This window comes from Halalkalirubrum salinum (genome assembly GCF_005543295.1).
GTDB classification, from domain to species: domain Archaea; phylum Halobacteriota; class Halobacteria; order Halobacteriales; family Haloferacaceae; genus Halalkalirubrum; species Halalkalirubrum salinum.
This window is the reverse complement of record NZ_SRSG01000025.1, coordinates 1-12,390: the sequence shown is the minus strand read 5'-3', so window position 1 is coordinate 12,390 and position 12,390 is coordinate 1. Positions and strand designations below refer to the sequence as shown.

The window sequence follows — 12,390 nt, the reverse complement described above, 5'->3', positions numbered from 1 at the left end:
AAAACAGAATCATTTAGGTCGTCGGACTGCCCGGCTTGTAGCATGCATGCGATCACCCGGTCCGGGTGGATCGAGGTCATCACCGGATCGATGTTCTCTGGAAAAACCGAGGAGTTGATCCGCCGGCTCCGACGCGCAGAGATCGCCGAGCAGTCGGTTGCGGTGTTCAAACCGTCGATCGACGACCGCTACGGCGAGGCGACGATCGGCTCGCACGACGGCCGGCAGTGGCAGGCGACGATCGTCGAACCCGAGTCTGCTCTCCGGTCACAGGTCGAGTCCGCGCTCAACGGCGAAGACGTGGTCGCGATCGACGAGGGGAACTTCTTCGGCGACGAGCTGCTCGATCTGTGTGAGTTCCTTGCCGATGACGGTCGTCGGGTGATTGTTTCGGGGCTCGATCGAACCTACCGTGGGGAGCCGTTCGAGCCGATGCCCGGGTTGCTCGCTGCCGCCGAGTACGTCGACAAACTGCACGCGATCTGTACGATCTGTGGGGAGCCGGCCACGCGGACCCAGCGGTTGATCGAGGGCGAGCCTGCCCACGTCGACGAGCCGACGATCGTCGTGGGCGCCGATGAAACCTACGAGGCGCGGTGCCGGCAGTGTCACGCGGTCCGCGGAGACTGACAGCAAACCGCACGGAGTCGAGCGATCGAGATCTGAACAGTTACGCGCGATCAGGGATCGCAACGGTTACCTGCGATCGAGGTCGGAACCGTCAAACGTCGAGCACCCGTACGCGCGATCGTGACAACTTGGGTCGAATCACCACGGGAGGGTCGTGATCGCGGGCCGACTGGGTTGGCCCGCGCGTGGGTCGGCGCGATCGTCGATCCCCGGCAGTTCTTTGTTGAGGCGGTTGCGCCCGGGGACCAAGAGCCGGGGCTGACGTTCGTGGTGACAATCGCCGTGGTCTACACGATCGGGACGCTCGCGGTCTCACCATTCGATATCCTCGGCGACAATGGGTGGTTCCCGCTCGTCGCAGACAGCGTTGCACTCTCTGGACTGCTTGTCGTCTTGGTGACTGCGGTGTTCATCGCCCCGCTGGGATTGCACCTCATGGCAGCTCTCCAGACGATCATTTTGATGGTGACCGTCGACGATCGAGCGGGCGTTTCCGAGACGGTGCAGGTGATCGCCTACGCGACCGCGCCGTGTGCGATCGCGTGGATTCCCATTGCGCCGCTGCAGTTTCTTGCGGTTGGATACGCCGCGTCGCTGCTCGTTGTCGGGCTCTCGACCGTCCATCGGATATCAATTGGCACCGCGTCGATCGTCGGATTCCTGCCGGCAGCGATCGTCTTCGGATGGGCCTTTGGCGGGATTGAAGCCGCCGCCGGGCTGCTTTCACTCCGGCAACTGTAGCCGAGATCAGTGCCGCGGAGAGACTCACTAGTAGACGGACTGAACCTGAGCGCGTTTCGACAACAGTTTTAGGGCTGAACTATTGGTTGTTAGCAAATGGGTTCATGTATCATCTGCGGCGCTCCTGTCGACGGCCACATCTGTGACAGCCACCAGGAAGACGTCGTCTTCGAATTCAGAGGTAATCACGCAAACCAACTCGTCCCCGGCCGATTCTATCGCGGCACGGTCGACGGCTACGCCGACTTCGGCGTCTTCATCGACATCGCCCCAGGCGTTACGGGGCTGTTGCACCGAAGCGAACTCGATCGCCGCTTAGAGAGCTTAGAGTGGGAACCGGGCGACTCGGTGTACGTCCAGGTCAAGAACGTTCGCGACAACGGCAACATCGACCTCGGCTGGTCGATTCGGCAGGCCGATCGCGAGTTCCGGGGATCGCTGATCCAGGAGGGATCGACAGACGTCAAACCTGATAGAAACAAAGAATCAGACGCAGCCGAGGAATCAGACAAATCGAGCGGTTCGGACGGGGCCAGCAACTCACAAGACTCGGACATTGACGACTCGTCTGTTGTAGACGACGAGACCAAGGGATCAGACAGCAGTGGAGACGATTCGGACCGCGAGACAGCTGAGCGAACGGCCGTTGCCGCGACTGCTGGCGGCGGTGCCGAAACCCAAAGTCACACAGAAACGACCGAGTCCGAACCAACAGAGCGCGTCGAAATCAGTTCGCTCGGAGACAGAGTGGGTGAGACCGTTCGGATTGAAGGCGAAGTCGTCGGTGCCAGACAGACCGGTGGCCCGACCGTGTTCGAACTCCGCGACGAGACGGGTGTCGTTGACTGTGCGGCGTTCGTCGAGGCCGGTGTCCGTGCGTACCCCGAGGTCGACGTCGATTCGATCGTCCGTCTCGACGGCGAGGTCGAGACACGCCGTGGTGATCTGCAGGTCGAAACGAGTGCCCTCGTCGAACTCGACGGCGAAGACCACGAGGCGGTCACATCGCGGCTCTCGGATGCACTCTCAGATCGCGCCCGCCCGGAGGCGTTGAAACCGCTCGCGGCTAACGTTGCGGTCGTCGACATCGCCGAAGAACTTCTCGACACTGCTGAGGCGATTCGAACCGCAGTCTTCGAGTCCCGGCCGATCGTCGTCCGCCATCCGGCAAGCGCAGATGGCTACGTCGCCGGTGCAGCGCTCGAACACGCCGTTTTGCCGCTGATCCGCGAGGAACACGCTCGATCGGACGCCGAATACCACTACTTCACCCGTCGGCCACTTGATGACGCGGTGTACGGGATGAACGCGGCGACGAACGACGCGACGCGGATGCTGCAGGACCGCGATCGCCACGACGAGAAGATTCCGCTTTTCGTCTTCCTCGGCACCGCAAGTACCGTCGAGTCTGAAGATGGCCTCGGCCTCTTGGACGTGTACGGAGCTGAACGGATCGTCGTTGACGGCGGCGCGGTCGACGAGGGCCTGGCAGGCGTTGTCGATCTGCTCGTTACCCCGAGCGGCGACGGGACCGGCGATGCCGATCCGTCGACTGGATCGCTCGCGGCGAACGTCGCCGCAGCCGTCAACGACTCGATTCGTGATGACGTGAGCCACCTCCCCGCGGTCAGCTACTGGGAGAACGCACCTGAGGCGTACCTCGAACTGGCTGCGGAGGCTGGCTACGACGAAGCGGCTGTTGCTGACCTGCGTGCGGCGATCGCACTCGAAGCGTACTACCAGTCCTACCAGGACAAACGCGAACTCGTCACGGACCTCCTCTTTGAGGACTCGGGCAGTCTCGCGGGTCACATCGCCGACCAGTTTGATGAAAAACTCGAAACGGAGTTCGAGACGGCAACCGCCCACCTCGAAACAGAATCGCGCGGCGAAACTACCCTAGCCCTCATCGACACGGACGCATACACCCACCGGTTCGACTTCCCGCCGACTGGATTGTTGCTCGATGAGATCCACCGACGAGAACGTAACGACGGTTCGTTCGTTACTGTTGGGCTCGGGACCGACGAGCTGTTCATCCGGAGCACGCACCCGATCGACGTCCGGCAGGTCGCCGCAGCGGCCGCCGAGGCAGTTCCCGACGCGGACGTAACCGCAGTCGGCGTCCGCGAGGGACGAATCGAGTTCCTCGCCGGTCGCCGGGACGCAGTCACAGACGCTGTTCTCGACGCGATCGCCGACCAGCTCGAGTGAGCTCGATCGCCGACAATCTTCGGTGAGACAGCGAATAGGCTCTGTTTGTTCGATCGCCGAGCGACACCCTTATCGGCGAACCGTGGTGATAGACAGACAATGAGTTCGGAGGCCGAATCCGAGAGCCGAGCGTTCCGCGAGGCCTGCGAGTCGATCGTCGAGGGTATCGTAGCCGGCGAGATCGACCGCGACGATCTGGAGTCCGCGAAGCTATCAGCGTGTTCGGAGTTCTCTTCCCCGAAAGTTCCGAAAAACACCGAGCTACTCGATTTCGCGCCAGAGGATCGCCGCGAAGCGGTCAAGACGGTCGTCCGACGCAAGCCGGTGCGCACCGCGTCTGGCGTCTCGCCGATCGCGATCATGACCTCCCCACATATGTGCCCGCACGGCAAGTGCCTGTACTGTCCGGGTGGGCCGGCCAGTGATTTCTCGTCATCTCAAAGCTATACCGGCCACGAACCCGCCGCCGCACGCGGGAAACAGAACGACTACGATCCCTACGGACAGGTGACACTGCGACTCCACCAGCTGCGACAGATCGGCCATCCCGTCGACAAGGCCGAGTTGATTCTCATGGGCGGGACGATGACTGCCCGGAGCCACGACTACCAGGAGTGGTTCGTCAAGCGCGCACTGGAGGCGATGAACGACTACGACCTCGACGCCGAGCCACAGCCAGCCGAGGAGGTGAGCTTCGCAGAGGATCCGGAGAACTACGAGTTCCGCTACCTTGAGGACGTAATTGCCGAAAATGAAACTGCAGACATCAGAAACATCGGGACGACCTTCGAGACGAAGCCCGACTGGTGTGACCCCGAGCAGATCGATCGTATGCTCGATCTCGGCGGGACGAAAGTCGAGGTCGGCGTCCAGACGACCTACGAACGGATCAACCGCGAGATGCACCGCGGGCACGGCACACAGGCGTCGATCGACGCGAACCAGCGACTCCGCGATTCGGGGTTCAAGGTAGGGTTTCATATGATGCCCGGCCAGCCGGGAATGACCAGAGAAATGTGCCTCGAAGATTTCAGACAGCTCTTCGAGAACGACGATTTCCGCCCCGACTACCTCAAGATCTACCCAACGCTCGTCGTCCGCGGGACCCGGGTGTACGACGAGTGGTATCGCGGCGAGTACGAACCACTCGACAACGAGGCAGCAGCCGATATCGTTGCCGAGGTCATGGGCATGATCCCCGAGTACACCCGTCTGCAGCGCGTCCAGCGAGATATCCCCGCGGACTTCATCGACGCCGGCGTCTGGAAGTCGAACCTCCGGCAGTTGGCCGAACAGCGCGCCGAAGCGCGCGGGATTGAGATCCGCGACATTCGATCCCGAGAGGTCGGCATGAACGACGAAGACCCCGATCCTGAGGCGATCGAGCTCTCAGTGGAGCGTTATTCGGTCTGTGGCGGCACCGAACACTTCATCAGCTTCGAAGACCCCGTTCGAGACCTCTTGATTGGGTTCTGTCGGCTCCGGTTCCCGGGCGATCCGGTGCGGCGAGAGCTCCAGGACGCAGCGATCGTCCGCGAACTCCACGTCTACGGGAGCGAAGCAGGGATCGGCGCAGACGTCGGCGATCGCGAGTGGCAACACAAAGGCTACGGACGACGGCTCCTCGCCCGTGCAGAGGAGCTCGCGAGCGAAGCCGGCTACGACAAACTGAGCGTTATTTCGGGGATCGGCGTCCGCGAATACTACCGCAAGAAGCTGGGCTATCACCAGGACGGGCCGTACGTGAGCACGTACCTGTGAGCCGACTGGTTGGTTCCGGCAACATATACACGATTCAGTAGCAACACCCATATGACCGGGGAACGACCGACCAGTATGCGAAACGAAACTCGAACACAGGTACGAGACGTCATGTCGTCACCCCTCGTGACCATCGAACCGGATGCGACAGTTCGGCAGGCGGCGCAGGTTATGCGCGATAAGGAGATCAGCGCGCTCGTCGTGACAACGACGACACGATCGATCATCACGAGTACTGACGTCCTCCACAGTGTGGCCGACGGGGACGACCCAAACGAGGTGCTCGTTGCGGACGTGATGACGGAGTCTGTCGAAACCGTGACGCCCGATCTCTTCATGGAGGAAGTATCTGCGATGATGACGACGTACGGCATCAAGCATCTTCCAGTCGTAGACGATGACTACGTTGGAATGATTTCCTCGACAGACGTCGCCGCACAGCTGTCGTAGCCGCAAGAGATCTGGCAATCGAAACGGCGATCACGTCAGCGTGATCGGCCCGTGATGCGGCGATAGATCACCCAACGTGAGACGAATCAACGAACGATCGTTTTTTATTGATTATAGAATTAGGTCCGATCAATGAGCGATGAGTCACCGATCGATCGGCTCAAATCGAACGCAACGGGCGTGGCGTCAATGCTCGTCACCGGAATCTGGCTCGCGGCGCTTTTTACCGGCCAAGACTGGTGGATCGGGTTCTTGTTGTTCGGATACATCGTTATCGTTCCCCTCGTTGCGTTGCTGTTCGGTGACGAGGATGACCGCAAAGAGTGGCTGGACGACTGGATTTCAGGCCAGTCCGAGAAGACGAGCGAATCGGACGCTACCGACACACGAGACGATGAAGGTCCACTTACAGCTCTCCGACGACGGTACGCCGAGGGCGAACTCACCGACGAACAGTTCGAGCAGAAATTAGAGGCACTGTTGGAGACCGAGACGATCGAACACGCAGCCGACAGAGCCGACAGGATTCGAGCAGCTGAGGTCGATCGAACGACTGGAGATGATCGAGAACGAGAAACCGAGCGCGAGTAGCCGCACCTGTTTTGAGACAACTCACACCGCGCACCTGTTTTGAGACAACTCACACCGCGAGGCCAACGTCGACAACCACCATCACGCCGAAGCCGACGACGAACGCAAGTGTGGATTCGTCGGCGTAGCCGTGACCGTGGCTGAGCGGGATCATTTCCCGGAAGACGACCGCCATCATCGCCCCAGCTGCAAAGCCCGCTGCGATCGGGAAGAGCCCCGTAACGAGTGTGACGAGCGTGAAACCAACCACGGCCGCGATCGGTTCGGGCAGCGCGCCAGAAAGCGTCGTGAGCACGGTTGTCTTGATATTCGACAGTCCGGCACGGCTCGCCGGCACCGCCATGGCAAAGCCATCCGGTACGTTCTGGACGGCGATCGCGATCGCGAGTGCAATCCCAACTGCATCAAGGCCGCTTGCAAAGGCGATCCCGACCGCGAGCCCCTCTGGGACGTTGTGAATCGTGATTGAGCCGCCGATCAGCGCGGCGCGGCGGGTGTCGTCGTCAAGCGGCTCAATCCCTCGCGATTCGGGGTACGCGCGTTCTTCGTTCTCTGTGGAATCCCCGTTGATTAGCCCGTCAAAAAAGACGTGTGCGTGCGGGAGCGTTCGGTTCACGAGCAACAGAAAGACTGCACCGATCGTCATTCCGGCAACGACCTCTGTCAGCGTTCCGTACTCCAAGCCGGGGACGATGAGTGCAAATACCGCCGCACCGATCATCACCCCCGCAGCGAGCCCGACTGCCGTGTCGTAGCTTCGGTGTGAGAATCGGTTGGTCGCGAAGACGGGCAACGCGCCGAGACCGGTCGCCGCGCCGGCTGCCCCAGCGATCATCGCGACCTCTAAGACGGTGACCATTCATGCGATCGAACACCGGGGAAACGCAAAACCGCTTCGACATCGTCGAAGCCGTTTGGTTGCACAGTTCACGGTTGGGTGGACATCCGAACGCCCTTTGGTTACCGCCGAAGACCACTGTGTATGGATCCAAAGCGGGAGCTTTCGAGCATCGACCTCGCCGCCCTCGTGACCGAGCTCGGTCGCTACGAGGGCGCGAAGGTCGACAAGGCCTATCTCTACGGCGATTCGTTGCTGCGGTTGCGGATGCGGGATTTCGATCGCGGCCGGATCGAGCTCATGATCGAAGTCGGTGAGATAAAACGCGCGCACGTCGCCGATCCCGACCACGTCGCAGACGCGCCGGGTCGGCCGCCGAACTTCGCAAAGATGCTTCGAAACCGCCTGAGCGGCGCTGATTTCGCCGGCGTCAGCCAGTACGAGTTCGATCGCATCCTCCGATTCGAGTTCGAGCGCCCGGACGCGAACACGACGATCGTCGCCGAACTGTTCGGGCAGGGCAACGTCGCTGTCCTGGACGAACACGGCGATGTTGTCCAGTCGCTTGAGACGGTTCGGCTCAAATCCCGGACAGTCGCCCCCGGGGCGCAGTACGAGTATCCCGCCTCCCGGCTCAATCCGCTTGACGTGAGCTACGAGGCGTTCGTCCGGCAAATGGACGAGTCGACGAGTGATGTCGTTCGAACCCTCGCAACCCAGCTCAATCTCGGCGGACAGTACGCCGAGGAGGTCTGTACCCGCGCAGGCGTCGAAAAAGAGCTCTCGATCGACGAAGCCGACGAAGCGGTCTACAAGGCCGTGTACGACGCACTCGAGGAGCTTTCGGTACGACTCCGATCGGGCGACGTTGACCCACGGGTCTACCTCGAAGCCGATCGGGTCGTCGACGTGACGCCGTTCCCGCTGGAAGAACACGAATCTGATTCGTTCGACAGCGAGGCGTTCGATTCGTTCAACGATGCAGTCGACGAGTACTTTTTCCGGTTCGATCGCAGTGACGACAAAGAAACCCAGGACACGGGCGGCTCGAATCGTCCGGATTTCGAGGCCAAGATCGCCAAACAACAGCGAATCATCGACCAACAGGAGGGCGCGATCGACAGCTTCGACGAGCAAGCAGCCGCCGAACGCGAAAAGGCCGAACTGATCTACGCGCGATACGATCTCGTCGACGAGATTCTCAGCACCATCCAAGATGCGCGTGCGGACGGTGTTCCATGGGACACGATCGACGAAACACTCACGGAGGCAGCCGAGGCGGGGATAGACGCCGCGGAAGCGGTCGTCGGCGTCGACGGCTCCACGGGGACAGTGACTGTCAGGATCGACGGGACGACAGTTTCCCTCGATGCGACGACCGGCGTCGAAAAGAACGCCGACAAGCTCTACACAGAAGCCAAGCGAATCGAGGAAAAAAAGGAAGGGGCAAAACAGGCGATCGAAAACACCCGCGAGGAGCTCGAAGCGATCAAAGCGCGAAGAGACGCCTGGGAAGCCGACGATGCGGACGACGAAGACGAGTCAGACGACGACGCAGACCAGGAACCGACCGACTGGCGATCGATGCGGTCGGTTCCGGTTCGCAGAAACGAGCAGTGGTACGAGCGGTTCCGGTGGTTCCACACGAGCGACGGTTTCCTTGTAATTGGCGGGCGCAACGCCGACGACAACGAGGCGCTCGTCAAAAAATACATGAGCAAGGGCGATCGGTTCTTCCACACACAGGCACACGGCGCGCCAGTCACGATCCTCAAAGCGACCGGCCCAAGCGAACCGGCAAAGGATATCGACTTTCCCGACTCAACGCTACAGGAAGCCGCACAGTTCGCGGTTTCGTACTCGTCGGTCTGGAAGGACAGCCGATTTTCCGGTGATGTGTACATGGTTCGTCCCGATCAGGTCTCGAAGACCCCAGAGAGCGGCGAATACATCGAGAAGGGGTCGTTCGTGATCCGCGGCGATCGAACCTACTTCGACGACGTTCCGGTCGGTGTCGCGGTTGGAATCCAGTGTGAACCACAAACGCGGGTGGTGGGCGGCCCGCCGAAGCCGATCGAGGCTCACGCGGAGGCGACGCTGCGGCTGCAGCCGGGCAAGTACGCCCAAAACGACATTGCGAAGATCTGCTACCGCGAGCTTCGAGAGATGTTCGCAGACGAGACGTTTGTCCGAAAGGTCGCAAGTCCCGATCAGATCCAAGAGTTTCTCCCCGCAGGCGGGAGCGAACTGGTCGAGTAACCGACTGGATCGATCGGTACGGCTCCGAACTGATTGATTTACGACGCCTACAGCAACGGGCCGGTTTACAGTAGCAGATCCATTTTATATTAGTAACTCATACGTAACATAACCGTATGTACCTCCAGTTGGCTCATATTGGGGTATTTGGGATTGCGACTGTGGGCAGTCTCATCGCGCTGTGGCGGGCCAGGGCAATTCCGGATACGGGAACACGAGTGGGACTTCTCTGGCTGCTCGCAACCTCCGGGTTCTGGGCGGGTGCGCAACTCATCACCTTTTTGAATATACCGCTGTGGATCGCATCTCTCGCCTATCAAATTGGCCTCGTTGCCGGCCTCGGAAGCGTCGGCGCGTGGCTCTATTTTTGTTCAGCTTACGCTGGGTATGACTACCACCACAGACCACTCTACCGATACGTTGGGATTATCCTCTTTGTCGGCCTCTCCAGTATCAAACTGACCAACCCACTTCATGGCAGGTATTTTACTATCGAACTCGCCACTACGCCGTTCCGGTATGCAAGTGTCGATCTGCTTGGATTGCATTGGATAGTGAGTATTCTCGCGTATTCACTCGCAGCGATCGGCCTCTATATGCTGTTCAGACTGTTCGATCAGTCAAACATCCCGACGACGGGTCTTGGTATTCTCGTCAGTCTTACTGCTGTTCCAGTCGTGCTCAACCTGCTCAGTACGCTCGGTGCGCCGGGGCTAGTGGCCAACAACTACGAACCGGTTGGCGTCGTGGCCTTTGCACTCGGAGCGCTGTATATTGCCGATGACTCCTTCGAGCAGGTGCGGTGGACGCGTCACCGAGAACTCATGGATACAATCAATGAGGCGGTCATCGTCGTCGATACAGACGATATCGTTAGAGAATTCAACACCGCAGCACAAGAACTGTTCCCCGAAATTGACACAGGAGTCGGACTCCGGGCGATCGTACCGGAACCCGATGCTAATCCAGAGGTACCTTTGGAAGGAGCGGAATCCGGTAACGTCCGGATGCTGTCTGTCGAGCGATCGGACGAAGAGCGATATTACCTATTGAAAGAGCAGTCCCTGACAATCGGGCCGGCACGAGCGGGGCGGGCGTTGATCGTTAGTGACGTGACGACTGTTGAGCGCCAGCGACGCAATCTCCAACGCCAGTCTGAGGCGCTTGAGGGGTTATTGGCGGCTGTCGCCCACGAACTGCGGAACACCCTGACCATTGTCAGTGGAAACCTTGAGTTGATCACGGAGGCATTTGACAAAGAAGACCCGGAACTAACGCGCCGATTCCTTGGACGGATGAGCGTGACGACAGACCGAATGATCGAAATCGTCGATGATCTCGTGATGTCGGCGCGTCTGAGCCAACCAGTGTCTGTGTTGGCGACAGTCCCGTTTCGCCAGACAGTCTACGAGGCGTTTTCGGACGTTGACTCTGAGGAGGTATCGCTGCGTGTTGAGGGCGAAGGCCGAATTCGGGCAAATCCGGAGCGATTGGACGAACTCTTCCAGAACGCGGCTCGGTTGGCGGCAGCGACCAAGAGTTCAGAACTTATCGTTACATTGCATTCAGATGGATTCCGATTCCGGATGGACGGAGAGTCATTTGCTGCCAGCAACGCAGCGGCGCTGTTCGAGTACGGGACGGCAACCCCTCAGACGGAGGCGGGAATGCTCGGGCCAAATATCCGGATGTTGGCGAACGCCCACAATTGGAGTGTCTCAGGGACGAATCTTGATGGGGATGGCATCGAGATCTCTATCCATGGTGTCACCGTCATACAAGATGAACCAGCTGAATCTGGAATGACAACGTAACTGTCAATTTGGTTCCGATCGGTTGTACTGCGGATTCGTTCTGCTATTGATATCAGACTAAGCGGACGGGTTCCGGAATTCCGATTCTTGATGCACTCGCTGAACACCACAGTGGGTCTTCTGGCCCACTTAGCGAATACAATAAATCGGCCGCTTCCTAGAGAGTCGATTTATCACAGGACTCGGGTTAATTCGTGTACAGTGTCTGCGACCATAGTCATGGTTGAGTCGTCGACCTGCGCCACACGCTTGATGACCTCTTGATGGGGAAAGACGTGCAGCGACCACAGACTCACGTAACTCGGATACGTCTTCAGTTCGCCTTCGGTGAGCGAATCGGCCGTCAGTTCAACTGCCGTCTCCCGCTCGGTCGACGTGATGACCGCAACCGTGTACCGATCGCCGAAGAACGGTCGGTTCCGATTCGAGACGACGAGATATGGCCGGACTCCGCTTTTGAATGTTGCTGGCGCGAGGACGACACTACCTTGTGCGTAGGCCATCCTACGCGTTCTCTCCTAAATCCTGCACGTCGTCGACCCACCCGTCATCGTCGCCATAAGCGTCGTCGCCGTACACAGCCTCAATCTGCTGAAGGCTCACTACGTTCGCAATCTCCGAGGCTGCGACGTCCTCGGCAACCGCCCAGTAGGAATCAACCCTCCGAACGAGGCCCTTCTTCTGGAGCCGGGAGAGGGTCTTGTGGACGCTGGAATGCGGAACGTCGGTCAGTTCCGTCAGTTCCCTCGGGGTGAACGCCATGTCGGGATGGTCAACCAACAGCGTAAGCAGTTCGTGGGCGTTCGTATCCGGTTTAACGGGTGGCGTGTCTCTTCCGCTGGAATCGATTCTGATAGGCATTAATGTCCGTCTATGTCAGCATATGTCTGAAAACGTCATTAAGTTGTTGCTGTCGGAATACGCTCGTGATCAAAATCTGTATTGGCCGATCGATATCCGCTATTCTCGCTGAAGAAGCAATGATGAATACGCGCTCTGTATTCACCTATGGAAATTCTGCTGGCTCAACCAACCACCGCTAACGATAAAGTTGTTTGGACGGTTTTCCATCTCTCGTTCTTCAACAGCGAG

Annotated in this window: 11 protein-coding genes; 8 read left to right on the top strand and 3 right to left on the bottom strand. The window is 59.5% G+C overall.

Annotation, left to right across the window (positions count from 1 at the left end; translation table 11 throughout):
- Positions 1–42: 42 nt before the first annotated feature.
- From E5K03_RS10495 to E5K03_RS10470, 6 genes are all read left to right on the top strand, one after another.
- Entirely contained in the window at positions 43–630 is a 588-nt protein-coding gene (locus tag E5K03_RS10495; protein WP_138006808.1) for a thymidine kinase, read from the top strand.
- Between the two features lie 120 nt (positions 631–750).
- Positions 751–1,371, top strand: coding sequence for a YIP1 family protein (locus tag E5K03_RS10490; RefSeq protein ID WP_138006807.1), 621 nt, complete (start codon positions 751–753; stop codon positions 1,369–1,371).
- 96 nt (positions 1,372–1,467) lie between these two features.
- Positions 1,468–3,585 carry a DHH family phosphoesterase gene (locus tag E5K03_RS10485; protein WP_138006806.1) on the top strand — a complete coding sequence of 706 codons (2,118 nt, stop codon included), beginning with the start codon at positions 1,468–1,470 and terminating at the stop codon, positions 3,583–3,585.
- A 99-nt stretch (positions 3,586–3,684) separates the two neighbouring features.
- Entirely contained in the window at positions 3,685–5,346 is a 1,662-nt protein-coding gene (locus E5K03_RS10480) for a tRNA uridine(34) 5-carboxymethylaminomethyl modification radical SAM/GNAT enzyme Elp3 (protein ID WP_138006805.1), read from the top strand.
- A 75-nt stretch (positions 5,347–5,421) separates the two neighbouring features.
- The gene (locus E5K03_RS10475; protein WP_138006804.1) at positions 5,422–5,796 is read left to right on the top strand and encodes a CBS domain-containing protein; all 375 of its coding nucleotides are present in this window, start codon (positions 5,422–5,424) and stop codon (positions 5,794–5,796) included.
- Between the two features lie 132 nt (positions 5,797–5,928).
- Complete coding sequence (locus E5K03_RS10470; RefSeq protein WP_138006803.1) at positions 5,929–6,387, top strand: SHOCT domain-containing protein; 459 nt, start codon at positions 5,929–5,931, stop codon at positions 6,385–6,387.
- Positions 6,388–6,436: 49 nt separating this feature from the next.
- Here the strand turns inward: E5K03_RS10470 and E5K03_RS10465 are convergent, their stop codons facing one another.
- Positions 6,437–7,246, bottom strand: coding sequence for a ZIP family metal transporter (locus tag E5K03_RS10465; RefSeq protein WP_138006802.1), 810 nt, complete (start codon positions 7,244–7,246; stop codon positions 6,437–6,439).
- Between the two features lie 123 nt (positions 7,247–7,369).
- On the opposite strand from E5K03_RS10465, the gene rqcH reads away from it, so the two are divergent.
- Both rqcH and E5K03_RS10455 read left to right on the top strand, forming a co-directional pair.
- A complete protein-coding gene (gene rqcH, locus E5K03_RS10460) occupies positions 7,370–9,484 on the top strand; it encodes a ribosome rescue protein RqcH (RefSeq protein WP_138006801.1) in 2,115 nt (704 codons plus the stop codon).
- Between the two features lie 116 nt (positions 9,485–9,600).
- Positions 9,601–11,298 carry a histidine kinase dimerization/phospho-acceptor domain-containing protein gene (locus E5K03_RS10455; protein WP_138006800.1) on the top strand — a complete coding sequence of 566 codons (1,698 nt, stop codon included), beginning with the start codon at positions 9,601–9,603 and terminating at the stop codon, positions 11,296–11,298.
- A 173-nt stretch (positions 11,299–11,471) separates the two neighbouring features.
- On the opposite strand, the gene E5K03_RS10450 is transcribed toward E5K03_RS10455, so the two are convergent.
- Positions 11,472–11,801, bottom strand: a complete 330-nt coding sequence (locus E5K03_RS10450) for a type II toxin-antitoxin system PemK/MazF family toxin (RefSeq protein ID WP_138006799.1) — start codon at positions 11,799–11,801, stop codon at positions 11,472–11,474.
- A 1-nt stretch (position 11,802) separates the two neighbouring features.
- Positions 11,803–12,159, bottom strand: a complete 357-nt coding sequence (locus E5K03_RS10445) for a MarR family transcriptional regulator (protein ID WP_138006798.1) — start codon at positions 12,157–12,159, stop codon at positions 11,803–11,805.
- Positions 12,160–12,390: the final 231 nt, after the last annotated feature.

Coding starts and splice junctions, on each gene's coding strand:
- rqcH (WP_138006801.1), top strand. CDS start 7,370: ATGGATCCAAAGCGGGAGCTTTCGAGCATCGACCTCGCCGCCCTCGTG.
- E5K03_RS10475 (WP_138006804.1), top strand. CDS start 5,422: ATGCGAAACGAAACTCGAACACAGGTACGAGACGTCATGTCGTCACCC.
- E5K03_RS10485 (WP_138006806.1), top strand. CDS start 1,468: ATGGGTTCATGTATCATCTGCGGCGCTCCTGTCGACGGCCACATCTGT.
- E5K03_RS10480 (WP_138006805.1), top strand. CDS start 3,685: ATGAGTTCGGAGGCCGAATCCGAGAGCCGAGCGTTCCGCGAGGCCTGC.
- E5K03_RS10495 (WP_138006808.1), top strand. CDS start 43: ATGCATGCGATCACCCGGTCCGGGTGGATCGAGGTCATCACCGGATCG.
- E5K03_RS10465 (WP_138006802.1), bottom strand. CDS start 7,246: ATGGTCACCGTCTTAGAGGTCGCGATGATCGCTGGGGCAGCCGGCGCG.
- E5K03_RS10470 (WP_138006803.1), top strand. CDS start 5,929: ATGAGCGATGAGTCACCGATCGATCGGCTCAAATCGAACGCAACGGGC.
- E5K03_RS10445 (WP_138006798.1), bottom strand. CDS start 12,159: ATGCCTATCAGAATCGATTCCAGCGGAAGAGACACGCCACCCGTTAAA.
- E5K03_RS10455 (WP_138006800.1), top strand. CDS start 9,601: ATGTACCTCCAGTTGGCTCATATTGGGGTATTTGGGATTGCGACTGTG.
- E5K03_RS10450 (WP_138006799.1), bottom strand. CDS start 11,801: ATGGCCTACGCACAAGGTAGTGTCGTCCTCGCGCCAGCAACATTCAAA.